Source organism: Isoptericola sp. NPDC056578, assembly GCF_042793275.1.
Lineage (GTDB): Bacteria > Actinomycetota > Actinomycetes > Actinomycetales > Cellulomonadaceae > Isoptericola.
This window is the reverse complement of sequence record NZ_JBHTVC010000017.1, coordinates 16,881-42,710: the sequence shown is the minus strand read 5'-3', so window position 1 is coordinate 42,710 and position 25,830 is coordinate 16,881. Positions and strand designations below refer to the sequence as shown.

Here is a 25,830-nt window from a genome sequence, read left to right as displayed (position 1 = left end):
CGTGGACCGAGCACGACACGAGCAGGACGAGCACGAGACGAGCACGAGAGGAGAGGCACCGATGAGCACACCGGACGACGCGCGATCCGCGGGCGACCGCCACCTGCCCGTGCTGCTGCAGCGGTGCGTCGACCTCCTCGCTCCGGCGCTCACCGAGCCCGGGAGCGTGCTGGTCGACTGCACGCTGGGCATGGGCGGGCACACCGAGGCGGTGCTCGAGCAGGTTCCGACCGCCCGCGTGGTGGGGATCGACCGCGACACCCAGGCGCTGCGCCTCGCCGGCGAGCGGCTGGCCCGCTTCGGCGAGCGGTTCACCCCGGTGCACGCGGTCTACGACGAGATCGGTGAGGTCGTCGCGGAGCTCGGGCTGGACGGCGTGCAGGGCGTCCTCATGGACCTGGGGGTCTCGTCGCTGCAGCTCGACGAGGCGGGCCGGGGCTTCGCGTACGCCCAGGACGCGCCGCTCGACATGCGGATGGACCAGACCCGGGGTGCGACCGCGGCCGACGTCCTCAACACCTACGACGAGCGTGCCCTCGTCCGGGTGCTGCGCGAGTACGGCGAGGAGCGGTTCGCGCCGCGCATCGCCAGGGCGATCGTGCGGCGCCGCGAGGAGCGGCCGTGGGAGCGGACGGGCGAGCTCGCCGACCTGGTGCGCGCGTCCATCCCCGCCGCCGCGCGGCGCACGGGAGGCAACCCGTCCAAGCGGACGTTCCAGGCGCTGCGGATCGAGGTGAACGGCGAGCTCGAGGTGCTCGAGCGCGCCGTGCCCGCCGCGATCGAGGCGCTGGCCACGGGCGGGCGGATCGTCGTCGAGTCCTACCAGTCGCTGGAGGACCGGATCGTCAAGCGGGCCATCTCCCGCGGGACGACGTCGAGCGCCCCGGCCGGCCTGCCCGTCGAGCCGGAGACGCACAAGCCCTACCTCGAGGCCCTGACGCGGGGCGCGGAGGAGGCGGACGAGGCCGAGCTCGAGCGCAACCCGCGGGCGGCGTCGGTCCGCCTGCGGGCCGCCCGACGCGTCCGTCCCACCCCCGACCACATGCGCTCGGCGGCGCCCGCCCGCCAGTCCACCCGCCACGCCACCCAGCAGCCTGCCCGCAAGCACACCAAGGAGGACCGCCGATGAGCGCCCTGCGTGCCCCCGCCACCCCCGGGACCCGTCCCGCCGCGGCGCCGCGTCGTGCCCCGCTCACCTCGCTGCCGGGCGGTGCCGCGGACCGCGGGCGCCGCCTCGACGCGGTCCGTGCGCCGCTCCAGGCGACGTCGGGCGTCCCGTTCCTCGTGCTGTGCGCGGTGATCCTCGTCGGCGCGCTCCTCGCGGCGCTGCTGCTCAACACGTCGATGGCGCGCGGCTCGTACGAGGCGTCGCGGCTCCAGGCCCAGGTCGGTCAGGTGGCGCAGGACGTCCAGACCCAGCAGGAGAAGCTGCGGGCCGCGGAGGCGTCGCTGGCGGAGCGCGCCACGAAGCTCGGCATGGTCCCGGCCGAGGACCCGACGATGATCAGCGTCGAGAAGCGCGCGAAGGTCGGGATCGGCGACACGGAGACGCCGTGACCGGGCGGACGCCGCCGGCGCGCGGCGGTGCACGGAGCGGCGGCTCGGGTGCGGGCTCGGGAGGCCGCTCGGCCGGCGGGCGCGCGACACGCCCGGGTCCGGCCCGCACGACCCGGACCCCGTCCCCGCAGACTCGAGGGGTGAGCACCTCCCGCACCACGAACGGCTCGACGCCGCGCTCCACCCCACGGTCGAACCCACGGTCGACCCCACGATCGACCCCACGATCGACCCCACGGTCGACGCCGAGCTCGTCGGGCCGTGGCACCACGCCCCGGTCCGGCTCGGGGCGTGGAGCCACGGCGGTCCGCTCCACGGGCCGGACGCCGGTGCGCGGCGGGGGCGCTCCGCCGCGCCCGCGGGGCGGGGCCGCGAGCCGGGGACGTCCGGGCGACCCCGGGCGACGGCAGCGGTGGATCATGGTCGTCGCGGCGCTCGTGCTCACCGTCTTCGTCGGCCGGCTGGTCCAGGTGCAGATCTTCCAGGGGCCGGCGCTCGCGGCGAAGGCGCAGGAGGCACGCACCACGCACGCGGTCGAGCTCGCGCACCGCGGCGACATCGTCGACACCAACGGACGCGTGCTCGCGACGTCCGTCGACCGGTACACGATCTCCGCCGACACCCTCGCCATCCAGGGGTTCCAGGGCGGGCAGCGGGTGGACACCGCCACCGGCAGGGCCGTGCAGGACGGCGCGCTCGGCATCGCTCAGCTCCTCGCGCCGATCCTCGACGCGCAGCCCGCGGAGCTCGCCGCGAAGCTCAACGGCGACGACCGGTACGTGATCCTCAAGCGCAACGCCGTGCCCGAGGTGCAGCGGGCGATCGCCAAGCTCGACCTCCAGGCCTACGTCCGCACCGAGCTCACCTCCCGCCGCACCTATCCGGCCGGCGTCGTCGCGGGCACCCTCGTCGGCTTCGTCGACCGCGACCAGGTGGGCCAGGGCGGGCTCGAGCGCGCCTACGAGGACGTGCTCGCGGGCGCCGACGGCAAGGTCACGTACGAGCGCGGGCGCGACGGCGTCCCGATCCCCAACTCGGAGCGGGACGCCACCGAGGCGGTCCCCGGCAGCAACGTGCAGCTCACGATCGACCTCGACGTCCAGTGGAAGGCGGAGGAGCTGCTCGACGACGCGGTCTCGAAGACCGGGGCGAAGTACGCCATGGCGGTCGTGGAGGACGTGCGCACGGGCCAGGTGCTCGCGGTGGCGGACTCGGGCGACGTCGACCCCAACGACCGGTCGACGTCCGCCGTGGCCAACGGCTCGCGTGCCGTGAAGGACGTCTTCGAGCCCGGCTCCACGGGCAAGGTGATCACGATGGCGGCGGCCCTCGAGGAGGGCTACTGGACGCCCGACAGCCAGTTCCGCGTGCCGTACCGGTACACCACGCCCAACGGCGAGTCGTTCAAGGACTCGCACGAGCACCCCGACCAGCAGCTGACGCTCGCCGGCGTGCTGGCCCACTCGTCGAACACGGGCACGGTGCAGATCGGCGAGAAGATCCCGCTGGACGTCCGCTACGACTACCTCGGCAAGTTCGGGTTCGGCCAGCCCACCGGCCTCGGCCTGCCGGGCGAGTCCGCGGGCATCCTGCCCTCGCAGCAGACGCTGGCGCACGACGCCCGCACCCCGTACACGATCTTGTTCGGGCAGGGCGTGGCCGTGAACGCGATGCAGGCGACGCAGGTCTTCTCGACGGTCGCGAACGGCGGCGTCCGGGTGGAGCCCAGCCTGGTGGCCGGCACCCGCGCGCCCGACGGCACCTTCACACCCGCCGAGGCTCCGGAGACGGAGCGCGTGGTCTCGGAGAAGACCGCCGACTCGGTGATGCGGATGATGGAGTCGGTCGTGGGGGAGGAGGGCACCGCCGCCAACGCGCGGGTGCCCGGCTACCGCGTGGCCGGCAAGACCGGCACCGCCCAGATGTGGACGGGGGCCGGGACCACCTACATGGCGTCCTTCATCGGCGTCGCGCCCGCCGACGACCCGCGCTACACGGTGTCCGTCTTCCTGCGCAGCCCGCAGTCGTCGATCTACGGCGGCGTGGTGGCCGCGCCCGTCTTCAGCGACCTCATGGGGTACACGCTGCAGAAGATGGACGTGCCGCCCAGCTCGACGCCGTTCAAGCCCTACGACCTCACGTGGTGACCACGGGGCGCGCGCCCGGTGAGGACCGCCCGAGGTCCGTGACGGTTCTCATGCCGGGCGCCCTGGGTGCCGGGCCCGCAGCACGCAGACGGTAGGTTCTTCTCCGTGACATCCCCGCTTCCCCGTATCCGGCCCGCGGGCACGACGCCCCGGCGGGTGCGGGACCTCGCCCTGACCTTCGGGCTCGAGGTGACGACACCGGTGGCACCGGACGAGGGCGGCCCCCGGCCGCAGGTCCCCGCCGACGTCGTCGTCACCTCGGTCGCGTCCGACAACCGCGTCGTCGCAGGTGGCGACCTGTTCGTCGCCCTTCCCGGCGCGCACGCCCACGGCGCCCGGTTCGCCGCGGACGCCGTGGCCCGCGGGGCCCGTGCGGTGCTCACCGACGAGGCCGGGGCGGCCACCCTCGCGACGGGACCGGACGCCCTCGACCCGGCCGTGCCCGTGCTGGTCGCCGGTGACCCGAGGGCCGTGCTCGGTCCGGTCGCGGCCTGGGTGTACGGCGAGCCCGCCGAGCACCTCATGACCTTCGGCGTCACCGGGACCAACGGCAAGACGACGACCACCTACCAGGTGGACCACCTGCTGCGCGCCCTCGGCTGGACCGGTGGACTGATCGGCACCGTCGAGATGCGCGCGGGCGACACGGTGCTGCCGAGCCGGCTCACGACTCCGGAGGCCGCGGACCTGCAGGCGCTGCTCGCCGCGATGTGCGAGGCGGAGGTGCGCACGCTGGCGATGGAGGTGTCCTCCCACTCGCTGTCGATGCACCGCGTGGACGGCATCGAGTTCGGCGTGGTCGGGTTCACGAACCTCAGCCAGGACCACCTCGACTTCCACGGCGACCTGCAGTCGTACTTCGACGCGAAGGCGTCGCTGTTCACGCCCGAGCACGCGCGCCGCGGCGTCGTCGTGGTGGACGACGTGTGGGGCGAGCGCATGGCGGCGGCCGCGCAGGTGCCCGTCGCGACGCTGCGCACCCGCGCCCCGCGGGACGGCGAGGCGGCGTCCGACTGGACCGTCACCGACGTCGCACCGCACGGCACCGGATCCGCGTTCACGCTGACGCACGTCGACGGCCGCTCCCTGCGCACGTCGACGTCCCTGCCGGGCGGGTTCAACGTGGCCAACGCCGCGCTCGCCGTCGCGATGGTCCTCGAGGGCGGCGCGCACGTCGAGGACGTGGCAGAGGCGCTCGCCGCGGCCGACGGCCTCTCGGCCGTCGTGCCCGGCCGCATGGAGGTCGTCGGCGCGGGCGGGGACGGCCATCCGCGCGTCGTCGTGGACTTCGCGCACAACACCGAGGCGCTCGAGCTCGCGCTCGCCGCCCTGCGCCCGACGACGGCCGGCCGGCTCGTCGTCGTCTTCGGGGCCACGGGCGACCGGGACAAGGGCAAGCGTCCGGCCATGGGCGCGGCCGCCGTGGCGGGCGCGGACGTCGTCGTCGTCACGGACGACGACCCCCACGGAGAGGACGCCGCCGTGGTGCGCACCGCCGTGCTCGAGGGGGCCGCCGCGGCCCGCGACTCGGCCCGCGAGGCGGGCCGCGACGTCGCCGTGACGCAGGTGGCGCCGCGGGCGGCCGCCATCGAGCGGGCCGTGCTCGACGCGGGGGCGGACGACACCGTCCTCGTGGCGGGCCGCGGCCACGAGACCATCCAGGAGGTCGCGGGCGTCGACCTCGAGCTCGACGACCGGGACGAGGCCCGCCGCGCGCTGCAGCGGCGGCACGAGAGGACCACCGCATGATCGCGCTGACCGCCGCCGACGTCGCCGAGGCGACCGGGGGACGGCTGCACGCCGACGCCGCCACGCCCGTGACCGGGTCCGTCGTCGTCGACTCCCGCCGCGTGGAGCCCGGGGGGCTGTTCGTCGCGCTGCCCGGCGAGCGGGTCGACGGGCACGACTTCGCCCGCGGCGCCGTCGAGGCCGGCGCGGCGCTGGTCCTGGCCGCCCGCGAGCTCGAGGGCGTGCCGACCGTCGTCGTGGACGACGTCCAGGCCGCGTTGGGGGAGCTCGCCCGCGTCGTCCTGGCGCGCGTGCGGACGCGCGGCGACCTGCGGGTCCTCGCGGTGACGGGCTCGGTGGGCAAGACGACGACCAAGGACCTGCTCGGCCAGCTCCTCGGCGACCTGCTGCCGGACGACGTCTCGCCCGAGGACGGCCTGGTCGTACCCACCGGGTCGTTCAACAACGAGGTCGGCCTGCCGCTGACCGTGCTGCGCGTCACCGAGGCCACGAGGTTCCTGGTGCTGGAGATGGGCGCGGACGGCCCCGGCAACATCGCCTACCTCACGCGGATCGCGCCGCCCGACGTCGGCATCGTGCTCGCCGTCGGCGTGGCCCACGTGGGCAAGTTCGGCTCGGTCGAGGCGATCGCCCGCACCAAGGCCGAGATGGTCACCGGGGTCGTGCCGGGCGGCACCGTCGTGCTGAACGCCGACGACCAGCGCGTGGCGGCGATGGCGTCGCTGGCTGCCCCCGAGCACACCGTCGTCACGTTCGGCACCATCTCCTCGGCCGACGTGCGCGCCGCCGACGTCGAGGTGGACGCCTCCGGCCGCGCGACGTTCCGGCTCGCCGTCGCCGGCGCCCCGGACCTGGGCGGACCCGTGCCCGTGGGGCTGCGCCTCGTGGGCGCGCACCACGTGAGCAACGCACTCGCCGCCGCCGCGGCGGTCCTCGCGCTCGGCGGCACCACCGCCGACGTGGCAGCGCGACTGGCCGAGGGCCTGTCCCGCGCGACCCCCGTCAGCCCGCACCGGATGGCGGTCACCGAGCGCCCGGACGGCGTCACCGTGGTCGACGACGCGTACAACGCCAACCCGGACTCCATGCGCGCCGCGCTGCGGGCGCTCGCCGTCATGGCGGGCCGCACGCGCCGTTCCGTCGCGGTGCTGGGCGAGATGCTCGAGCTCGGGGACGGCTCGCGCGCCGCGCACGACGAGATCGGCCGCCTCGTGGTCCGATTGAACGTCAAGCTCCTCGTCGTCGTCGGCGACGGGGCGTACCACATCCACGAGGGGGCCCTGCAGGAGGGGTCCTGGGGAGAGGAGTCGGTCTTCGTGCCTGACCTCGACGCCGCACGCGCGGTGCTCGCCGAGGCGCTCGAGCCGGGCGACGTCGTCCTTGTGAAGTCCTCCCTCGGGTCCGGCCTGTGGCGGCTCGGCGACGAGCTCGCGGCGGGCGTCCCCTCGACCGGACCCACGACCGGCCCCGACGCGTCGGGCGAACCCGCCACGGAGGTCGCCCCGTGATCGCGATCCTCGTCTCGGCCGGCGTCTCCGGGCTGGTCGCCCTCTTCGGGACGCCCCTGTTCATCCGGTTCCTCATCCACCGGAACTACGGCCAGTTCGTGCGCCAGGACGGGCCGACGGCGCACTTCACCAAGCGCGGCACGCCGACGATGGGCGGCGTCGTGATCATCGCGGCCGCCCTGGTCGGCGTCGCGGTGTCCATGCTGGTCGCGGGGAGGCCGCCGAGCGCGTCGGCGCTGCTGTGCCTCTATCTCATGACCGGGCTCGGGCTGGTCGGCTTCCTCGACGACTTCACGAAGATCCGCAAGCAGCGGTCCCTCGGCCTCACGCCGAAGGCGAAGATCATCGGCCAGGGCTTCGTCGGGATCAGCTTCGCGGTGCTCGCCCTGCAGTTCCCCAACGCCAACGCCCGGACGCCCGCCTCCACGCGGATCTCCTTCCTGCGCGACACCAACCTCGACCTGGCGTTCGCCGGGGTCACGGTGGGCCTCATCCTCTTCGTGATCTGGGCGAACTTCCTCATCACCGCCTGGTCCAACGCGGTGAACCTCACGGACGGCCTGGACGGCCTGGCGACCGGCGTGTCGATCATCGTCTTCGGCGCGTACGTCCTCGTGTGCATCTGGCAGCTCAACCAGTCGTGCCAGCGGCTCGCCGCGGCCGGTCCGCGCTGCTACGAGGTGCGCGACCCGCAGGACCTCGCGATCGTCGCCGCCGCCATCGCGGGCGCCTGCATCGGCTTCCTGTGGTGGAACGCCAGCCCCGCGAAGATCTTCATGGGCGACACGGGCTCGCTCGCCCTCGGTGGCGCCCTGGCCGGCATCTCGATCCTGTCGCGCACCGAGATCCTCGCCGCGATCATCGGCGGTCTCTTCGTCGTCATCGTCATGTCCGACGTCATCCAGATCGGCTTCTTCAAGATGACCGGCAAGCGGGTGTTCAAGATGGCACCGCTGCACCACCACTTCGAGCTGTCGGGGTGGGGCGAGGTCACGATCGTCATCCGGTTCTGGCTCATCGCCGGCCTGTTCGCCGCCCTCGGCATGGGCGTGTTCTACGCCGAGTGGGTGGCCACGTGACCGTCGCCTCCCTGCCCGACGGCGCGCGCGTCGTCGTGGCGGGCCTCGGCGTGACCGGGCGCGCCGTCGTCGCGGCCCTGTCGGGTCGTGCGGCCGGCCGGGCGTCCTCGGTGGTGACGGTCGACGGCCGTGCCCCGGACGCCGACGTGCGCGACGCCGACGACCCGGCCGTGGCGGAGCGGATCGTCGCCGGCGCGGACCTCGTCGTCGCCTCCCCGGGGTGGGCGCCGAGCACGCCGCTGCTGGCCGCGGCCCGCGCCGCCGGCGTCCCCGTCTGGAGCGAGGTCGAGCTCGCCTGGCGGTTGCGGGTCGAGCGCACCCCCGGGCCCGACGGCGCGCGGGGCCCCGCCCCGTGGCTCGCCGTCACGGGGACCAACGGCAAGACGACGACGGTCGAGATGCTCGCGTCGATCCTCACCGCGGCGGGCCTGCGCGCCGCCGCGGTGGGGAACGTCGGGACGCCCGTCGTCGAGGCCGCGCAGGACCCGTCGCTGGACGTCCTCGCGGTGGAGCTCTCCAGCTTCCAGCTGCACCACACGCTCACGACGTCCTTCGAGGCGGCGGCCGTGCTCAACGTGGCCGCCGACCACCTCGACTGGCACGGGTCCCTCGAGGCGTACGCGGCAGACAAGGGGCGCGTCTACGCCCGCGCGCAGGTGGCGTGCGTGTACAACGTGGCCGACCCGCGCACCGAGCAGCTCGTGCGCGACGCCGACGTGACCGAGGGCGCACTGGCCGTCGGGTTCACGCTCGGTGCCCCGGGCCCCGGACAGCTGGGCGTGGTCGAGGACGTGCTGGTCGACCGCGCCTTCCACGCCGCGCCCGGGGCCCGCGACCGGCAGCGCACGGCCGCCGAGCTCGGCACCCTCGCGGACCTCGCGCACCTCGCGCCCGGGCACGGCACCCCGCCGCCGCACGTCGTCGCGAACGCCCTGGCGGCGGCGGCGCTCGCGCGCGCCCACGGCGTGCCCGCCGCCGCCGTGCGCGACGGCCTGCGGGCGTTCCGGCCCGGCGCGCACCGCATCGCCCGCGTCCGCGAGCTCGACGGCGTCGCCTGGGTGGACGACTCGAAGGCCACCAACGCGCACGCGGCGGCGGCCTCGCTCGCGGCCTACCCGCCCGGCAGCGTCGTGTGGGTGGCGGGCGGCCTCGCGAAGGGGGCGTCGTTCGACGACCTCGTCGCCGACCGGGCCGACCGCCTGCACGCGGCGGTCGTCATCGGCGTCGACCCGGAGCCGGTCCGCGGGGCACTGGCCCGACACGCGCCCGAGATCCCCGTCGTCGTGGTCGATCCCGGCGACACTGGGTCGGTGATGCGTCGCGCGGTCGCGGCGGCACGGGACCTCGCCCGTCCGGGCGACACCGTGCTGCTGGCTCCTGCAGGCGCCTCCATGGACCAGTTCGCCTCCTACGCCCAGCGGGGGGAGGCGTTCGCCACGGCCGTGGCGGAGCTGTAGGCGCCCGCGTGGCGCCACGAGGACGAGCGAGGGGTGTCGGATGGCGGTCACGACGGGCACCCGACGCGGCCCGGGAGGGTCGACCGGCCGTTCGTCGAGGGACAGGACGACGCGCGACAAGGGTTCGCGGGACAGGACGTCGCCGCGACCGTCGCCGAAGCGGGCCGAGCGGCCCTGGCTCGGCCAGTGGAACAGCACCGTCACGAGCTACTACCTGCTCGTCGGGGCCACCGGGCTGCTGCTGGTCATCGGTCTCGTCATGGTGCTCTCCAGCTCGACGGTGACGTCCATCGCCGAGGGGGACTCGCCGTTCGCCGCCTTCCTCGTGCAGGGCCGGTACGCCCTCATCGGGCTGCCGCTCATGCTGGTCGCCGCGCGGCTCCCCGTGCGCTGGTACAAGCGTCTGGCCTGGCCCGCGTTCCTGGTGGCGCTGGCGCTGCTGGTCGCGGTGGTCTTCTTCGGCAGGTCGGTGAACGGCAACCAGAACTGGCTGCCGCTCGGGCCGGTGCAGATCCAGCCGTCGGAGCTCGCCAAGCTGGCCGTCGCCGTGTGGCTCGGTGCCGTGCTGGGCCGCAAGCAGCACCTGCTCGGTCGCTGGGGCCAGGCCATCATGCCCGGCGTGGTCGGTCTCGCCGCGGTCCTCGGGCTCGTCATGGCGGGGCACGACCTCGGCACGGCGCTCATCCTCGCGCTGCTCGGCCTCGGCGCCTACTGGGTCTCGGGCGCGCCCGCGTCGCTGCTCGCCGTGGGCGGCGTCGGAGCGGCGCTGATCGTCGGCTGGGCGTTCATCCTCAACCAGGGCAGCTCCGACCGCCTCACCCGCATCCTCGCCGCGTACGGCACCTGCACCGACACGCAGGGGCAGTGCTACCAGTCGATCCACGGCATGTACGGGCTCGGCACCGGGGGTCTGTTCGGCGTCGGCCTGGGCGCCAGCCGCGAGAAGTGGAAGTACCTGCCCGAGGCGCACAACGACTTCATCTACTCCGTGATCGGCGAGGAGCTGGGGCTGCTCGGCACCCTGCTGGTGCTCGCGCTGTTCGCCGTCCTCGGGATCGCGATGGCGCGGGTGGTGCGCCGGCACCCGGACCCGTTCGTGAAGATCACCACGGCCGCGATCGGCTGCTGGGTCGTGGGCCAGGCCTTCGTGAACATCGGCGTGGTGATCGGCGTCCTGCCGGTGATCGGCGTCCCGCTGCCGCTGGTGTCGGCGGGCGGGTCCGCCCTGGTCACGACGATGGTGGCGCTCGGCGTGGTGATCAGCTTCGCGCGCAGCGAGCCGGGCGCCGCCGAGGCCCTGGCCGCGCGCCGGAGCGTCGTCAAGCGCTCGGTCGCGGTCCTGTCAAGGCGCGGCCGGGCCGGCGGCGCCGGTGGGGGCGCGCGGCGCCGCGGGGGCGACGGCGGCCGATAGGGTCCTGCCTGTGAAGAGCTCTGCAGTCACGTCCGTCGTCCTCGCCGGGGGCGGCACCGCCGGCCACGTCAACCCCCTCCTCGCCGTCGCGGACGAGCTCCGCGCGCGGGAGCCGGAGGCCAGGATCCTCGCCCTCGGCACCACGTCGGGGCTGGAGGCCGACCTCGTCCCGGAGCGCGGCTATCGGCTCTGGCCGATCCCTCGCGTCCCGCTGCCGCGGCGCCCGAGCGTCGACCTGCTGAAGCTGCCGGGCCGCCTCAGCGCCGCCGTGAAGGCGGCCGAGGCCGCCATCGACGAGATCGGCGCCCAGGCGGTCGTCGGGTTCGGCGGGTACGTCTCGACCCCCGCGTACCTCGCCGCCCGGCGCAAGGGCGTCCCCGTGGTGATCCACGAGCAGAACGCCCGCGCGGGCCTGGCCAACAAGCTCGGCGCCCGCTGGGCGGCGGCCGTCGGGGCGACGTTCCCGGGCACCCCGCTGCCGGGGGCCCAGGTCGTGGGCCTGCCGCTGCGGGCCGAGATCGCGGACCTCGTCTCGGCCCGTGAGGCGGACGCCCTGGCCGCGCGGGTGCAGGCCGCCGACGCGCTGGGCCTCGACGCCGGCCTCCCGACGCTCGTCGTCACGGGGGGTTCCTCGGGGGCGGCGTCGGTGAACGCCGCCCTGGCCGGGTCGGTGGAGGCGCTGCTGCGCGCCGGCGTCCAGGTGCTGCACCTGACGGGCAAGGGCAAGGACGGACCCGTCCGGGCCGCGGTCGACGCCGCCACGGCCGCGGGCGGGCACGAGGCCGCGCGCTACCAGGTGCGCGAGTACCTGTCCGAGATGCAGCTCGCCCTCGCCGTCGCAGACCTGGTCGTGGCCCGCTCGGGCGCCGGCACGGTGTGCGAGCTCGCCGCCCTCGGCGTGCCCGCCGTCTACGTGCCGCTGCCCATCGGCAACGGCGAGCAGCGGCTCAACGCGGCGCCCTTGGTGGAGGCGGGCGGTGGCCTCCTCGTCGACGACGCCGACCTCACGCCCGCCTGGGTGGCCGAGCACGTGCCGGCGCTGCTGGCCGACCGGCCGCGGCTCGACGCGATGGCGTCCGCCGCCCGGGCGACCGGGGTGCGCGACGGTGCCGCCCGCGTGGCCGACCTCGTCGCCGCGGCGGTCGCGCAGGCGGACGCCGGCTCGGGCGCCGGGCGGCAGGCATGAGCGCCACCGGGTCGGCGCGGCCGCCGGCGCTGCCCGTCGAGGAGCTCGGCCGCGTGCACCTGGTGGGTGTGGGCGGCGCGGGCGTCTCCGTCGTCGCGCGGCTGCTGGCGGCCCGCGGCGTCGACGTCCAGGGCTCCGACGCCGCGGCCGGCCCCGCCCTCGAGGCGCTGCGCGCCGACGGGGTGCGGGTCTGGGTCGGGCACGACGCGGCGCACGTCGTCGGACCGGACGGCGCACCCCTGGTCGACACGCTCGTCGTGTCCTCCGCGGTGCGGGAGACCAACCCGGAGCTGGCCGCGGCCCGCGCGGCCGGGGTCCGGGTGCTGCACCGCTCCCAGGCGCTCGCGTCGCTGATGCTCGGGCGCCGGGCGGTGGCCGTCGCCGGCGCGCACGGTAAGACCACGACGTCGGCGATGGTCGCGACCGTGCTGCGCGCGTGCGGCGTCGACGCGTCGTTCGCGATCGGGGGCACGGTGCGGGTGCGGGACGCCGAAGGCCACGAGAGCGCGGTGCCCGGGGGGCATCTCGGCGCCTCCGACGTGCTGGTGGCCGAGGCGGACGAGTCGGACGGCTCGTTCCTCAACTACGCCCCCACGGTGGCCGTCGTGACGAACGTCGAGCCGGACCACCTGGACCACTACGGCTCGCAGGCGGCCTTCGAGCGGGCCTTCGAGGAGTTCGCCGGACGGATCGTCGACGGCGGCACGCTCGTCGCGTGCGCGGACGACGCCGGCTCGGCGGCCCTCGCGGGCGCGCACCGGGCCGCGGGAAGGGCCGTGGTGACGTACGGCGAGGCCGCGGGTGCCGACGTGCGGGTGCGCGACGTCGTCGTCGGGGCGGGGACCGTCGAGGCGGTCGTCTCGGGCGGCCCGCTCGGCGGCGAGCCGCGCGCGCTGCGCCTCGCCGTGCCGGGGGCGCACAACGCGCTCAACGCGACGGCCGCCGTCGTGACCGCGGTGCTGCTCGGCGTCGAGCCGGGCGACGCCGTGCGGGCCGCGGGCACGTTCGTCGGCACGGGCCGGCGGTTCGAGCCCAAGGGGGAGGTCGACGGGGTCCGCGTGTTCGACAGCTACGACCACCACCCCACCGAGGTGGAGGCGCTGCTGCGGGCGGCCCGGCCGGCGGCCGGGGACGGTCGCATCGTCGTGCTCTTCCAGCCGCACCTGTACTCGCGCACGCGGATCTTCGCCGACCGGTTCGCCGCGGCGCTGGCGCTCGCGGACGAGGTCGTCGTCACCGGTGTCTACCGGGCCCGCGAGGACGTCGACCCGACGGTGGGGCCGCGCACGATCACCGACCTGCTCGGCCGGACGTCGTCCGGCGGGGGAGTGCGTGCCGTCGAGGACCGGCTGGAGGCCGCGCACGTGGCCTCCGCTCTCGCGCGCCCCGGCGACCTGGTGCTCACCGTCGGCGCGGGAGACGTCACCGAGCTGGGTCCCGTGATCCTGGCGGACCTCGCCGCGCGTACCTCCGGCGTGGCGTCGCCGGGCGGCGGCGCCCCCGACGCGACCATGGGGTGATGCGACCGCCAGCCCGCCCGCGCCCGACCAGCACGACGTCGGGCCGCACGACGTCGGGACGATCAGCGGCGACCGCGCCGACCGGCACGCCCTCGGTGGGCGCCGGGACGCCGCCGGGGACGCGCGGGACGAGGGGAAGCCCGCGGGGGCCGGCGACCGGAGCCTCCAAGTCGGCCTCGAAGGCGGCCCCGAAGACGGCCCCGGCGGCGCCCGCCGAGCCTCGGCGTCCCGGCGCCCGCACCGCGGCGACGGCGGTGGTCCCGGCCGGGCAGGTGGTCCCTCCCCGCGTGTCGACGGCGATGGCGGACCGCCTCGCCGAGCGCACTGCGATGCGCCGGCACCGCGCCTGGCGGCGCGTGCTCGCGTGGGTCCTCTCGCTGGCGCTCGTCGTGGGCCTCGCGTGGGTGGCGCTCTGGTCGCCGGTGCTCGCCCTGGAGAAGGCGGAGGTGAGCGTGACCGGCGCGGGGCGGTACATCGACGAGGCCAGGGTGCGCGAGATCGCCGAGGCCCCGGACGGCACCCCGCTGCCCCGCCTGGACACCGTGGCGATGCGGGAGCAGGTGCTCGGGCTGCGCGGGGTGAAGGACGTGCGGATCGCGCGGGCCTGGCCCCACGGGCTCGCGGTGGAGCTCACGCCGCGCGTCCCGGTCGCGGCCGTGCCCGACGGCGACCGCCTGGCGCTCCTCGACTCGGCCGGGGTGCGCGTGGCGACGCGCGACGCGGCGCCGAAGGGGCTGCCGCAGGTGGACGTGCCGCTGGACGACGCGCTGGCGCTGCAGGCGGCGCTCCACGTGCTGGCGGCGCTGCCCGCCAAGCTCGCCGGCCAGGTGGATCACGTCAGCGCCGACACGCAGGACGCCGTCGAGACGGTGCTGGAGGACGGCACCACGGTCCGCTGGGGCGGCAGCTCGGACCTTCCGCTCAAGGTCGAGGCGGTGCGCACGCTGCGCAAGCTCGACGACGGCGCGCGGACCATCGACGTCTCGTCGCCCGAGCTGCCGGTGACCCGATGAGGGGGGCGGGGAGGGCGCAGCAGGCGCGGGCGGGTGAGGCAAGCACCGGGCGCGCGCGACACGCCGAGAGACGTCCGGCGTCGCGCCCACCGCGCCGCCTACCGTCGATCGCAGCAGCAACCTGACATAACTCTAACCCTCAACTCGAACCTTAAGGTTAGACCCGCGGGTCGGCCGGTCGGGGCGACGGGGGCGCGAGGACCGGACGTCGGGACAAGGAACGACCCGAGAGGCAACGACGTGGCAACTCCGCAGAACTACCTGGCAGTGATCAAGGTGGTCGGTATCGGCGGTGGCGGCGTGAACGCCGTGAACCGCATGATCGAGGTCGGGCTCAAGGGTGTCGAGTTCATCGCCATCAACACCGACGCGCAGGCGCTGCTGATGTCGGACGCCGACGTCAAGCTCGACGTCGGTCGCGAGCTCACCCGTGGCCTGGGCGCCGGCGCCGACCCGGAGGTCGGCAAGAAGGCGGCCGAGGACCACGCGGAGGAGATCGAGGACGTCCTGCGCGGCGCCGACATGGTCTTCGTGACGGCGGGCGAGGGCGGTGGCACCGGCACGGGCGGCGCCCCCGTGGTCGCCCGGATCGCCCGGTCGCTGGGTGCCCTGACGGTGGGGGTCGTGACGCGGCCCTTCACGTTCGAGGGCCGCCGCCGCTCCGTGCAGGCCGAGCAGGGGATCGACGCCCTCCGCGAGGAGGTCGACACCCTCATCGTGATCCCCAACGACCGGCTCCTGTCCATGTCGGACAAGAGCGTCTCGGCGATCGCGGCGTTCCACTCGGCCGACCAGGTGCTGCACTCCGGCGTCCAGGGCATCACCGACCTCATCACGACGCCGGGCCTCATCAACCTCGACTTCGCGGACGTGAAGTCCGTGATGCAGGGCGCGGGCTCGGCGCTGATGGGCATCGGCTCGGCCCGGGGCGAGGACCGCGCGGTGCAGGCGGCCGAGCTCGCGATCTCGTCCCCGCTGCTCGAGGCCTCCATCGACGGCGCGCACGGCGTCCTGCTGTCGATCCAGGGCGGCAGCGACATCGGTCTCTTCGAGGTGCACGAGGCCGCTCGCCTCGTCCAGGAGGCGGCCCACTCCGAGGCGAACATCATCTTCGGCACGGTTATCGACGACGCGCTCGGCGACGAGGTGCGGGTCACCGTCATCGCGGCCGGGTTCGACGGCGGCGTGCCGCAGGCCCGCAAGGACGGCCGCGGTCTCGGCCAGATCGCCGGCGCGCCGGCCAAGCCGACGGTCACCGTCGGTGAGGGGGGCACGACGGCGACGTCCGTGCCGCAGCCCGGCGTCCAGACCGCCCCGCCGCGCCCGCCGCAGCCGGCCACCGCGTCGGTGCCGGCGGCCCCCGTGCAGCCGCGACCGATCCCGGCGGAGCCGGACGACGTCCCCGTGAGCCTCGACGCGCCGCCGGCCCCGCCGGTCGGGGCGCGGCCTGCGGAGCAGCGCCGCCCGTTCACGGTGGTCGAGGACGCCGAGGGCGAGGGCGTCACCGTGGAGCGGCCGGTCGAGGTGCCGCGCCTGTTCGACGAGCCGCGCCGCCCGGCCGAGGAGCTCGACGTGCCCGACTTCCTCAAGTGAGCGCCGGGTGAGCGGGACTCACGGAGCGGTCGGCTGGGCCCAGGAGGCGTTGTTGCCGGACCAGTTCGGTGCGGGGCTGCTGCGGGTGGACCTCGGGGAGGGCGTCGTGGCGGGCTTCACCACGCGTCACGGCGGGGTGTCGCCCGCCCCCTGGTCGTCGCTCGACCTGGGCACCTCGACGGGCGACGACCCCGTGCGGGTGCGGGAGAACCGGGCCCGCGTCGGGGCGTGGCTCGGTGCGCCCGTGGCCTTCTCGGCCCAGGTGCACGGCGACCAGGTCCTGGACCTGGGCTCCGCCGAGCTCGCCGAGTGGTCGTCGACGGAGCCGCCGGTCGCGGCGGGCGAGGCCGACGCCATGGTCACCGCGGAGGCCGGTCTGGCGCTCGGCGTCCTGGTCGCGGACTGCGTGCCGGTCGTCCTCGCGGACCCGGTGGCCCGCCTGGTGGCGGTCGCGCACGCGGGCCGGGGCGGGGTCGCCCTGGGGGTCGTGCACCGCGTGGTCGAGCGGCTGCTCGCACGCGGGGCCCGGGCCGAGCACCTCCGGGCCGCCGTCGGCCCGGCGGTCTGCGGCGCCTGCTACGAGGTGCCGGCCGCGATGCGCGACGAGGTCGCCGCCGTCGTCCCCGAGACGTGGGCGACGACCACGGCGGGCACGCCTGCGCTCGACCTGCCGGCCGGCGTGCTCGCGCAGCTGGCGGCGCACGGCGTGACCGCCAGCCGGGTGGACCGGTGCACGCTCACGGACACCGACCTCTACTCCCACCGTCGCGCCACCGCCCAGGGCACGACGACCGGGCGGCAGGCGGGGGTCGTCGTCCTGACCTGACCCGCCGGCCCGGCGTGCCGAACTGACGCGGTCGTGACCTGACACGCCCGCGACGCGCGACACACCGGCGTGTCGTGCGCCGATGCCGCCACGGGCGTGGTTAACGTCGTGACACCGTCCGGGACGGAGGGCGGGACGTGGCGACGAACGGAGCAAGGCGATGGGCGGAGCGCTTCGCAAGACGATGCTGTACCTGGGGCTCGCCGACGACCAGGGTGAGTCGGAGGAGTACCTCGACGAGTACGAGGAGCTGGAGGCACCGGTGCGCGACCGTGACGACTACCAGGCGCAGGTCACCCCGCTGCACCGTGGCGGAGGGAGCGAGTCGGTGATCGCCTCCGACCTGCGACGCATCACGACCATCCACCCGCGCTCGTACAACGACGCCCGCACCATCGGCGAGGCCTTCCGGGGCGGCACGCCGGTGATCATGAACCTGTCCGACATGGACGACGCCGACGCGAAGCGCCTCGTGGACTTCTCGGCGGGCCTCATCTTCGGGCTGCGCGGGTCGATCGAGCGCGTGACGAACAAGGTCTTCCTGCTCTCGCCGGAGCACGTGGAGATCGCGGGCGAGGAGCCGCCGGCGGAGAAGGCCGCCCCCGGACGCGGGGCGTTCTACAACCAGAGCTGAGCGCGCGCCCGAGAGCGCCGATCGCACCGTCCGGCAGGGGCCGGGGCAGTCCTGCCCCGGCCCTGCGTCGTGCTCGGGTAGGTTCGTCCCGTGAGCCTCGTCTTCAACCTGGTCTACCTCGTCCTGTGGCTGTTCCTGCTGTGCCTCATCATCCGGCTCGTCTTCGACTGGGTGCAGTTCTTCGCGCGCGACTGGCGGCCGAAGGGCGTGCTGCTGGTGCTGGCGGAGGCGGTCTACACGGTGACCGACCCGCCCCTGCGCTTCCTGCGCGGGCTGATCCCGCCGCTGACCCTCGGTCAGATCCGGCTGGACATCGCGTTCCTCGTGCTCTTCATCGGCACGGGCATCCTCATGCGGGTGGCGTCGTTCCTGGCCACGATGTGACCGCCGCCGCGGCGGCTCTGCTGTGACCTCGGCCGGGTTCGCGCCGGCTGGGGACGAGTGCCCTGGTGCTGACCTGTGAAGACGTCGTGTGGGCGGGACGACCCGACCTCGCCGGGCAGGTCGCCCGCCGACACGTCCGCTACCGTGGTCATCCAGACGGCCCGGGAACCGGGTCCCACCGACCCTGCAAGAACGATGAGGTGAGACGATGGCGCTGCTGACGGCAGAGGACATCCTGAACAAGAAGTTCGCCGCGACCAAGTTCCGCGAGGGCTACGACGTCGAGGAGGTCGACGACTTCCTCGACGAGGTCGTGCGGACCCTCACGGCGGTCCAGGAGGAGAACGACGACCTGCGCTCCAAGCTCACCGCGGCCGAGCACCGGGTCGCCGAGCTGAGCCGCTCGGACGCTGCGCAGCAGGCGCAGCCCACGCCGACCCCGGCGCCCGCCCCGGCGCCGGCGCCCGCCCCGGCCGCCGCGAAGCAGCAGCCCGCGGAGCCGGAGTCCGCCACCGGGATGCTCCAGCTGGCCCAGAAGCTGCACGACGACTACGTGCGGTCCGGCCAGGAGGAGGGCGACCGCCTCATCTCCGAGGCCAAGTCCGAGGGCTCGCGCATCGTCCGCGAGGCCGAGGAGACCAGCCACCGGACGCTGTCGCAGCTCGAGCAGGAGCGGTCGCTTCTCGAGCGCAAGATCGACGAGCTCCGCCTCTTCGAGCGCGACTACCGCACGCGCCTCAAGAGCTTCCTGCAGAACCTGCTGGGCGACCTCGACGCCCGCGGCTCGGCCCTGCCGCCGCAGCGGCAGAACGCCGCTGCCGGTCGCGGCTCGGAGCTCTGAGCGGGGGGCCGTCACCCCGCGCACCCCGCTCCCTCGTCACGCCTCACGCCGAGCGGCCCGCACGACACGCACGCGTTCACCGCGCGTGCTGTTGTGCGGGCCGCTCGGCGCACTTACGCTGCGGTGACTCGTCGTCGACGCACCAACGAAAGGGCACCGATGGCCAAGCTCTCGACCACCACGCGCGCGGCACTGCGCGAGAACTTCCCGCACCTCGCGCGCGACGTGAAGACGTTCCCGGTCCGCGACGGCGAGGAGCCCTGGACCCTGCACGAGGTGGAGGAGCTGGCGGCCTTCCTGCTCGAGGAGAAGGAGCGCCTCGAGCACGAGCTCGCGGCCGCCGACCAGGAGCTGTCGGACCTGCTGCGCAACTCGGGCGACGGCGCGGGCGACGACCAGGCCGACTACGGGTCGAGCGCCCTCGAGCGTGAGCAGGAGCTCACCCTGGTCAACAACATGCGCGACCTGCTCGCCCAGACCGCGCACGCCGTCGACCGCATCCGCAAGGGCACCTACGCCACCTGCGAGATCACCGGGCTGCCGATCGGCAAGGCACGCCTGCAGGCGTTCCCGCGCGCGACGCTCTCGGTCGAGGCGAAGGCGCGCGAGGAGCGTCGCTGACCGGGCGACCCTGCCCCGGCGACCGGCCCGGTCCGCCTACACTTGCGGACGATGTCGACCACGCCCGCCGGCTCCGCCCCGGCCCCTGAGCCCGCGCCGCGCGACGGCGCACCCGAGTCGCCCGTCTCGGACGCGCCCGACGACGCCGTCCCCACCGGGGACGCAGGTGCTGTCGCCGAGGGGGCCGCGGTGCCCGAGGCGCGTCGTCGCCGGCTGATCGGGGGGACCTTCGTGCTCGCCGCCGTCGTGCTGCTGGTCGACCAGCTCACGAAGTGGTGGGCCGAGTCCGCCCTCGTCTGGGGGGACGACCCGAAGCCCCTGATCGGTGAGCTGCTGCAGCTCCGACTGATCTACAACCCGGGCGCGGCGCTGTCGATCGCCACCGGCATGACGTGGATCCTCACGATCGTGGTGGTGATCGTGGTGGTCGTCATCGTGCGGGCCATCCGCCGGATCGGCTCCACCGGCTGGGCGGTGGCCCTGGGCCTCCTGCTCGGCGGCGCGCTCGGCAACCTCGGCGACCGCTTCTTCCGCGAGCCCGGGTTCGCCCGGGGCCACGTGGTCGACTTCATCGACTACGGCGTCTTCGTCGGCAACGTCGCGGACATCGCCATCGTCGCCGCCGCGGTGCTCATCGTCGTCCTGTCCTTCCGGGGGATCGGCCTGGACGGCCGACGGCACGTCGAGGGCGGGGACGCCCCGGCGGAGCCCGGCGAGCCGGCCGGGCCGACGGGGGAGCGCTGACGATGTCGGCCGGGTCCACCCGCACCCTGCCCGTGCCCGACGGCCTCGCGGGCGAGCGGGTCGACGCCGCGCTCGCGCGGATGCTCGGCTTCTCCCGCACCCAGGCGGCGGAGCTCGCGGCCTCCGGCGCGGTGCTCCTGGACGGGCGCCCGGTCGGCAAGTCCGACCGCGTGGTCGCCGGCGGCTGGCTCGAGGTCACCGTCCCCGACGCGCGTCCGGCGGCGCCGGTGGTCGCCGAGCCGGTGCCCGGCATGGGCATCGCCTACGAGGACGACGACGTCGTCGTCGTCGACAAGCCGGTCGGGGTCGCCGCCCACCCGTCGCCGGGCTGGACCGGCCCCACCGTGGTCGGTGCGCTGGCCGCGGCCGGCTACCGGATCGCGACCTCCGGCGCGGCGGAGCGGCAGGGCATCGTGCACCGGCTCGACGTCGGCACGTCGGGCCTCATGGCCGTGGCGAAGAGCGAGGCGGCGTACAGCGGCCTCAAGCGGGCGTTCAAGGAGCGCACGGTCGAGAAGGTGTACCACGCGCTCGCGCAGGGTCATCCCGAGCCGACGACGGGCACCATCGACGCCCCGATCGGGCGGCACCCGAGCGCCGACTACCGGTTCGCGGTCGTCGCGGACGGCAAGCACTCCGTGACGCACTACGAGGTGCTCGAGATGCTGCCGGCCGCGTCGCTCGTCGAGGTGCACCTGGAGACCGGCCGCACCCACCAGATCCGGGTGCACTTCCAGGCGGTGCGGCACCCGCTCGTGGGCGACCGCACCTACGGCGCCGACCCGGTGCTCGCGTCGAAGGTGGGGCTGACGCGCCAGTGGCTGCACGCGGTACGGCTCGGCTTCGAGCACCCGCTGACCGGCCGCTGGGTGGAGGTCACCAGCGAGTACCCCGACGACCTGGCCCACGCGCTCGAGGTCGTGCGCGGGGCCTACCGGTAGGGAGCCCGGTGACCGGCCTGCCCTGGTGGGCGGACGCCATCGCCGGTCTGGTGGTGGCCGTGCTCGCCCTCTGGGCGCTGCTGGCCGTCGGCCTGCTCGTCGTGCGGCGGCGCACCGGCCGCGGCTCCTTGCGCGGCGCCGTGCGCCTGCTGCCCGACGTGCTGCGCCTGGTCAGACGGCTCGCCGCGGACCGTGCCCTGTCGCGGCGCGTGCGCGCGCTGCTCGTCGTGCTGCTGGGCTACCTGGCGATGCCGTTCGACGTCGTCCCCGACGTCATCCCCGTGCTCGGCTGGGCCGACGACGTGGTCGTGGTCGTGCTCGTCCTGCGGGCTGTGGTGCGCAGCGCGGGGCCCGACGTCGTGCGCCGGCACTGGCCGGGCACGGACGACGGGCTGGCCGTGCTCCGCCTGCTGGTGCGATGGTGACGGCGGTCGCGGCCCTGTGAGGTTCCCCTCGGCGGGGCGGTCGGGAGTGTCGGAGGCGACTGCCTAGACTCGGTCCATGCCCGACGCAGGTTCCCCCATCGCCCAGCCGACCGGTACCGCCGAGGACGACTTCGTCCACCTGCACGTGCACACCGAGTACTCGATGCTCGACGGCGCGGCGCGCATGAACGACCTGTTCAGCGAGGTGTCGCGGCTCGGCCAGAAGGCCATCGCGATCACCGACCACGGGTACCTGTTCGGGGCGTTCGACTTCTGGAGCACGGCGCAGAAGCACGGGGTGAAGCCGATCATCGGCGTCGAGGCGTACGTGACCCCGGGCACCAGCCGCCACGACCGCACCAAGGTGCTCTGGGGCGAGCAGCACCAGCGGCGCGACGACGTCTCCGCGGGCGGCGCCTACACGCACATGACGCTCTGGGCACGCGACAACGAGGGGATGCACAACCTCTTCCGCGCGTCGTCGCTGGCGTCCCTGGACGGCCAGATGGGCAAGTGGCCGCGCATGGACCGCGAGCTCCTCGAGACGTACGGCAAGGGCCTCATGGGCACCTCGGGCTGCCCGTCCGGCGAGGTGCAGACCCGGCTGCGGCTGGGCCAGTGGGACGAGGCCGTGCGCGCGGCGGGCGAGCTGCAGGACATCCTCGGCAAGGAGAACTTCTTCGTCGAGCTGATGGACCACGGGATCGAGATCGAGTCCCGCACCTACAAGGACCTGCTGCGGCTCGCCGAGCACATCGACGCGCCGCTGGTGGCCACCAACGACCTGCACTACACGAAGCAGGAGGACTCCCACTCCCACGAGGTGCTGCTCGCGGTGAACTCCGGGTCGACGCTCGACGAGCCGACCTACGACCAGGGCGGCAGCCGGTTCGCCTTCAGCGGCGACAGCTTCTACGTGCGCTCGGGCGCCGAGATGCGCCGCCTGTTCTCCGAGCTGCCGCAGGCGATCGAGAGCACGCTGCTCATCGCCGAGCGCTGCGACGTCTCGTTCGACACCAAGGCGAACTACATGCCGCGGTTCCCCGTGCCCGACGGCGAGGACGAGGTCAGCTGGTTCGTCAAGGAGGTCGAGGCGGGCCTGCGCCGCCGCTACCCCGAGGGCATCGGCGACGACGTGCGCAAGCAGGCGAACTACGAGGTCGAGGTCATCATCCAGATGGGCTTCCCGGGGTACTTCCTCGTGGTGGCCGACTTCATCAACTGGGCCAAGGAGCAGGGCATCCGGGTGGGCCCGGGCCGTGGTTCGGCCGCCGGCTCGATGGTGTCCTACGTCATGGGCATCACCGAGCTCGACCCCCTCAAGCACGGCCTGATCTTCGAGCGCTTCCTCAACCCGGAGCGCGTGTCCATGCCCGACGTCGACGTCGACTTCGACGAGCGCCGTCGCGCCGAGGTGATCCGGTACGTCACCGAGAAGTACGGTGACGACCGCGTCGCGATGATCGTCACCTACGGCTCCATCAAGGCGAAGCAGGCCCTCAAGGACGGCTCGCGCGTGCTCGGCTTCCCCTTCGCGATGGGGGAGAAGCTCACCAAGGCGATGCCGCCCGCCGTCATGGGCAAGGACATCCCGCTGTCCGGGATCTTCGACCCGAAGCACGAGCGCTACGCCGAGGCCGCGGAGTTCCGCGCGGTGCACGACGCCGACCCCGAGGCCCAGCGCGTGGTCGAGACCGCGCGCGGCATCGAGGGCCTGAAGCGGCAGTGGGGCGTGCACGCCGCCGGCGTCATCATGTCGAGCCACCCGTTGATCGACATCATCCCGATCATGCGGCGCCCGCAGGACGGCGCGGTCATCACGCAGTTCGACTACCCGACGTCCGAGGGCCTCGGCCTCATCAAGATGGACTTCCTCGGGTTGCGCAACCTCACGATCCTCGACGACGCGCTCGAGAACATCGTCATGAACGGCAAGGAGCCGGTGGCGATCGAGACCGTCGAGCTCGACGACAAGGCCACCTACGACCTGCTCGCCCGCGGCGACACGCTCGGCGTGTTCCAGCTCGACGGCGGCGCGATGCGCTCGCTGCTGCGCCAGATGCGGCCGGACAACTTCGAGGACGTCTCCGCCGTCATCGCGCTGTACCGCCCCGGGCCGATGGGCATGAACTCGCACATCAACTACGCCCTGCGCAAGAACGGCCTGCAGAAGATCGAGCCGATCCACCCGGAGCTCGAGGAGCCGCTCAGCGAGGTCCTGGGCGAGACGTACGGCCTGATCGTGTACCAGGAGCAGGTGCAGCGCGCCGCGCAGATCCTCGCCGGGTACTCGCTCGGCCAGGCCGACCTGCTGCGGCGCGCGATGGGCAAGAAGAAGAAGGAGATCCTCGACAAGGAGTTCGTCCCCTTCGAGGCGGGCATGAAGGAGCGCGGCTACTCCAAGCCCGCGATCCAGGCGGTCTGGGACACCCTGGTGCCGTTCGCGGGGTACGCGTTCAACAAGGCGCACTCCGCCGGGTACGGCGTCGTCTCGTACTGGACGGCGTACCTCAAGGCGAACTACCCGACCGAGTACATGGCCGGCCTGCTGCAGAGCGTGCGGGACGACAAGGACAAGATGGCGCTCTACCTGGGCGAGTGCCGTCGCATGCACATCACGGTGCTGCCGCCCGACGTCAACGACTCCGCCGCCAAGTTCACCGCCGTCGGCGCCGACATCCGCTTCGGCCTGACGGCCATCCGCAACGTCGGCGCCAACGTCGTGGACGCGATCATCGCCGCCCGCGAGGAGAAGGGCGCGTTCACCTCGTTCACGGACTTCCTCGACAAGGTGCCGGCGGTGGTCTGCAACAAGCGCACCATCGAGTCGCTCATCAAGGCCGGGGCGTTTGACTCGCTCGGCCACCCGCGCCGTGCCCTGCTCGTGGTGCACGAGCAGGCGGTGGACTCGGTCATCTCCGTGAAGCGCAAGGAGGCCGAGGGCCAGTTCGACCTCTTCGCCGGCTTCGGCGGCGCGGAGGAGGACGCGGCGATGACGTTCGCCGTCGACGTGCCCGACCTGCCCGACTGGGACAAGAAGCAGCGGCTCGCCTTCGAGCGCGAGATGCTCGGCCTGTACGTCTCGGACCACCCGCTGTCGGGGCTCGAGCACGTGCTGGCGCGCGCGGCGGACACGTCGATCGCGGCGCTGATGGCCGACGAAGGGCGCCAGGACGGCTCCCAGGTCACGGTCGCGGGGCTGCTCACCAGCGTGCAGCGCAAGATGAGCAAGAACGGCAACCCGTGGGCGGCCGTCACGGTCGAGGACCTCGAGGGCGCCGTCGAGGTGATGTTCTTCGGCGAGACGTATCTCGCGTACTCGACGATCCTCGCGGAGGACCAGGTCGTCACGCTGCGCGGCCGCGTGCGGCGCCGCGACGACCAGATGCAGCTGCAGGCGATGGAGGTGTCGCTTCCGGACACGTCCGCCGTCGCCGACGCGCCCGTCCTGGTCACCGTGCCGCACACCCGCTGCGTCGAGCCGGTCATGGTGCGGCTGCGCGAGGTGCTGGCCACGCACCCCGGCTCCGCGGAGGTGCACGTGAGCGTCGCGGAGCCGGGCAAGCGGACGGTGGTGCGCGCGGCGGACACGCTGCGGGTGGAGAAGTCGCCCGCGCTGTTCGGCGACCTCAAGGCCCTCCTCGGCCCGAGCTGCCTGTCGTGAGCGCGGACGTGACGAAGGTCGAGGCGGGCCCGGACGACGGCTCGGCGGACCACCGCTTCCGGGTGGTGCCGGCGGCGTACGTGTACCTGCGCCGCGAGGGGCAGGTGCTGCTGCAGCTGCGGCAGGGGACCGGGTACCGGGACGGGCACTGGGCCGCCGCCGCGGCGGGGCACGTCGAGGCGGGGGAGTCGGTGCTCGAGGCCGCGGTGCGTGAGGCCCGCGAGGAGCTCGGCGTCGTCGTCGACCCCGCCGACCTGGTGCCCGTGACGACGATGCACCGCGGACAGCCCGGCGGCCCGGCGCTCGAGCAGCGCGCCGACTTCTTCTTCACCGCGACCCGGTGGTCCGGCAGCCCCGAGATCCGCGAACCCGCGAAGGTCGGCGACCTGCGGTGGTTCCCGTTCGTCGCGCTGCCCGACCCGGTCGTGCCGCACGAGCTCGTGGTGCTGCGCGCCCTGCACGACGAGGGACGGCACGGCACCCGCGTGCCGCCGATCCTCACCGACGGCTTCTGAGGGCGCGACCCGCCG

At 74.3% G+C, this 25,830-nt stretch carries 22 protein-coding genes; all 22 read left to right on the top strand.

The window, feature by feature from the left end:
* Positions 1 to 61: 61 nt before the first annotated feature.
* The 22 genes from rsmH (at position 62) to ACFQ80_RS08995 (ending at position 25,815) form a co-directional block, all read left to right on the top strand.
* Positions 62 to 1,129, top strand: coding sequence for a 16S rRNA (cytosine(1402)-N(4))-methyltransferase RsmH (gene rsmH, locus ACFQ80_RS09100; protein WP_430563418.1), 1,068 nt, complete (start codon positions 62 to 64; stop codon positions 1,127 to 1,129).
* Positions 1,126 to 1,557, top strand: a complete 432-nt coding sequence (locus tag ACFQ80_RS09095; RefSeq protein WP_430552287.1) for a hypothetical protein — start codon at positions 1,126 to 1,128, stop codon at positions 1,555 to 1,557. The genes rsmH and ACFQ80_RS09095 overlap by 4 nt, the downstream gene beginning before the upstream one ends.
* Before the next feature lie 419 nt (positions 1,558 to 1,976).
* Positions 1,977 to 3,704, top strand: coding sequence for a peptidoglycan D,D-transpeptidase FtsI family protein (locus ACFQ80_RS09090; protein WP_430552286.1), 1,728 nt, complete (start codon positions 1,977 to 1,979; stop codon positions 3,702 to 3,704).
* Positions 3,705 to 3,809: 105 nt separating this feature from the next.
* Positions 3,810 to 5,453 carry a UDP-N-acetylmuramoyl-L-alanyl-D-glutamate--2,6-diaminopimelate ligase gene (locus tag ACFQ80_RS09085; protein WP_430563417.1) on the top strand — a complete coding sequence of 548 codons (1,644 nt, stop codon included), beginning with the start codon at positions 3,810 to 3,812 and terminating at the stop codon, positions 5,451 to 5,453.
* Positions 5,450 to 6,961 carry a UDP-N-acetylmuramoyl-tripeptide--D-alanyl-D-alanine ligase gene (gene murF, locus ACFQ80_RS09080; protein ID WP_430563416.1) on the top strand — a complete coding sequence of 504 codons (1,512 nt, stop codon included), beginning with the start codon at positions 5,450 to 5,452 and terminating at the stop codon, positions 6,959 to 6,961. Before ACFQ80_RS09085 ends, murF begins: the two co-directional genes overlap by 4 nt.
* Complete coding sequence (gene mraY, locus ACFQ80_RS09075; protein WP_430552283.1) at positions 6,958 to 8,040, top strand: phospho-N-acetylmuramoyl-pentapeptide-transferase; 1,083 nt, start codon at positions 6,958 to 6,960, stop codon at positions 8,038 to 8,040. Before murF ends, mraY begins: the two co-directional genes overlap by 4 nt.
* Positions 8,037 to 9,497 (top strand): UDP-N-acetylmuramoyl-L-alanine--D-glutamate ligase, encoded by a 1,461-nt coding sequence (gene murD, locus ACFQ80_RS09070; RefSeq protein WP_430563415.1) that lies wholly within the window; start codon positions 8,037 to 8,039, stop codon positions 9,495 to 9,497. Before mraY ends, murD begins: the two co-directional genes overlap by 4 nt.
* A 40-nt stretch (positions 9,498 to 9,537) precedes the next feature.
* Positions 9,538 to 10,908 (top strand): putative lipid II flippase FtsW, encoded by a 1,371-nt coding sequence (gene ftsW, locus ACFQ80_RS09065; protein WP_430563414.1) that lies wholly within the window; start codon positions 9,538 to 9,540, stop codon positions 10,906 to 10,908.
* A 10-nt stretch (positions 10,909 to 10,918) separates the two neighbouring features.
* Entirely contained in the window at positions 10,919 to 12,094 is a 1,176-nt protein-coding gene (murG, locus tag ACFQ80_RS09060; RefSeq protein WP_430563413.1) for an undecaprenyldiphospho-muramoylpentapeptide beta-N-acetylglucosaminyltransferase, read from the top strand.
* Positions 12,091 to 13,614 carry a UDP-N-acetylmuramate--L-alanine ligase gene (gene murC, locus ACFQ80_RS09055; protein WP_430563412.1) on the top strand — a complete coding sequence of 508 codons (1,524 nt, stop codon included), beginning with the start codon at positions 12,091 to 12,093 and terminating at the stop codon, positions 13,612 to 13,614. Before murG ends, murC begins: the two co-directional genes overlap by 4 nt.
* Before the next feature lie 287 nt (positions 13,615 to 13,901).
* Positions 13,902 to 14,627, top strand: a complete 726-nt coding sequence (locus tag ACFQ80_RS09050; protein ID WP_430563411.1) for a cell division protein FtsQ/DivIB — start codon at positions 13,902 to 13,904, stop codon at positions 14,625 to 14,627.
* Positions 14,628 to 14,867: 240 nt separating this feature from the next.
* The gene (gene ftsZ / locus ACFQ80_RS09045) at positions 14,868 to 16,220 is read left to right on the top strand and encodes a cell division protein FtsZ (RefSeq protein WP_430552277.1); all 1,353 of its coding nucleotides are present in this window, start codon (positions 14,868 to 14,870) and stop codon (positions 16,218 to 16,220) included.
* Positions 16,221 to 16,227: 7 nt separating this feature from the next.
* The gene (locus ACFQ80_RS09040) at positions 16,228 to 17,046 is read left to right on the top strand and encodes a polyphenol oxidase family protein (protein ID WP_430563410.1); all 819 of its coding nucleotides are present in this window, start codon (positions 16,228 to 16,230) and stop codon (positions 17,044 to 17,046) included.
* Positions 17,047 to 17,206: 160 nt separating this feature from the next.
* Positions 17,207 to 17,680: a cell division protein SepF gene (locus ACFQ80_RS09035; RefSeq protein WP_430552275.1), complete on the top strand. Its 474-nt coding sequence runs from the start codon at positions 17,207 to 17,209 to the stop codon at positions 17,678 to 17,680.
* 90 nt (positions 17,681 to 17,770) lie between these two features.
* On the top strand, positions 17,771 to 18,064 hold the full coding sequence (locus tag ACFQ80_RS09030) for a YggT family protein (protein WP_430552274.1): 294 nt from the start codon (positions 17,771 to 17,773) through the stop codon (positions 18,062 to 18,064).
* 208 nt (positions 18,065 to 18,272) lie between these two features.
* A complete protein-coding gene (locus ACFQ80_RS09025; protein ID WP_430563409.1) occupies positions 18,273 to 18,905 on the top strand; it encodes a DivIVA domain-containing protein in 633 nt (210 codons plus the stop codon).
* A gap of 159 nt (positions 18,906 to 19,064) precedes the next feature.
* On the top strand, positions 19,065 to 19,526 hold the full coding sequence (locus ACFQ80_RS09020) for a TraR/DksA family transcriptional regulator (RefSeq protein WP_430552272.1): 462 nt from the start codon (positions 19,065 to 19,067) through the stop codon (positions 19,524 to 19,526).
* 51 nt (positions 19,527 to 19,577) lie between these two features.
* Positions 19,578 to 20,270, top strand: coding sequence for a signal peptidase II (locus ACFQ80_RS09015; RefSeq protein ID WP_430563408.1), 693 nt, complete (start codon positions 19,578 to 19,580; stop codon positions 20,268 to 20,270).
* A 2-nt stretch (positions 20,271 to 20,272) separates the two neighbouring features.
* Positions 20,273 to 21,211, top strand: coding sequence for an RluA family pseudouridine synthase (locus ACFQ80_RS09010; protein WP_430563407.1), 939 nt, complete (start codon positions 20,273 to 20,275; stop codon positions 21,209 to 21,211).
* A gap of 8 nt (positions 21,212 to 21,219) precedes the next feature.
* On the top strand, positions 21,220 to 21,636 hold the full coding sequence (locus ACFQ80_RS09005) for a YkvA family protein (RefSeq protein WP_430563406.1): 417 nt from the start codon (positions 21,220 to 21,222) through the stop codon (positions 21,634 to 21,636).
* A 76-nt stretch (positions 21,637 to 21,712) separates the two neighbouring features.
* On the top strand, positions 21,713 to 25,300 hold the full coding sequence (gene dnaE, locus ACFQ80_RS09000; protein ID WP_430552268.1) for a DNA polymerase III subunit alpha: 3,588 nt from the start codon (positions 21,713 to 21,715) through the stop codon (positions 25,298 to 25,300).
* Positions 25,297 to 25,815, top strand: a complete 519-nt coding sequence (locus tag ACFQ80_RS08995) for an NUDIX domain-containing protein (protein ID WP_430563405.1) — start codon at positions 25,297 to 25,299, stop codon at positions 25,813 to 25,815. The genes dnaE and ACFQ80_RS08995 overlap by 4 nt, the downstream gene beginning before the upstream one ends.
* Positions 25,816 to 25,830 lie beyond the last annotated feature (15 nt).

What these genes read in the sequence shown, in the direction of transcription:
- rsmH (WP_430563418.1), top strand. Translation starts at nt 62, where the DNA reads ATGAGCACACCGGACGACGCGCGATCCGCGGGCGACCGCCACCTGCCC.
- ACFQ80_RS09095 (WP_430552287.1), top strand. Translation starts at nt 1,126, where the DNA reads ATGAGCGCCCTGCGTGCCCCCGCCACCCCCGGGACCCGTCCCGCCGCG.
- ACFQ80_RS09090 (WP_430552286.1), top strand. Translation starts at nt 1,977, where the DNA reads ATGGTCGTCGCGGCGCTCGTGCTCACCGTCTTCGTCGGCCGGCTGGTC.
- murF (WP_430563416.1), top strand. Translation starts at nt 5,450, where the DNA reads ATGATCGCGCTGACCGCCGCCGACGTCGCCGAGGCGACCGGGGGACGG.
- ftsW (WP_430563414.1), top strand. Translation starts at nt 9,538, where the DNA reads ATGGCGGTCACGACGGGCACCCGACGCGGCCCGGGAGGGTCGACCGGC.
- murC (WP_430563412.1), top strand. Translation starts at nt 12,091, where the DNA reads ATGAGCGCCACCGGGTCGGCGCGGCCGCCGGCGCTGCCCGTCGAGGAG.
- ACFQ80_RS09035 (WP_430552275.1), top strand. Translation starts at nt 17,207, where the DNA reads ATGGGCGGAGCGCTTCGCAAGACGATGCTGTACCTGGGGCTCGCCGAC.
- ACFQ80_RS09025 (WP_430563409.1), top strand. Translation starts at nt 18,273, where the DNA reads ATGGCGCTGCTGACGGCAGAGGACATCCTGAACAAGAAGTTCGCCGCG.
- ACFQ80_RS09020 (WP_430552272.1), top strand. Translation starts at nt 19,065, where the DNA reads ATGGCCAAGCTCTCGACCACCACGCGCGCGGCACTGCGCGAGAACTTC.
- ACFQ80_RS09015 (WP_430563408.1), top strand. Translation starts at nt 19,578, where the DNA reads ATGTCGACCACGCCCGCCGGCTCCGCCCCGGCCCCTGAGCCCGCGCCG.
- ACFQ80_RS09010 (WP_430563407.1), top strand. Translation starts at nt 20,273, where the DNA reads ATGTCGGCCGGGTCCACCCGCACCCTGCCCGTGCCCGACGGCCTCGCG.
- dnaE (WP_430552268.1), top strand. Translation starts at nt 21,713, where the DNA reads ATGCCCGACGCAGGTTCCCCCATCGCCCAGCCGACCGGTACCGCCGAG.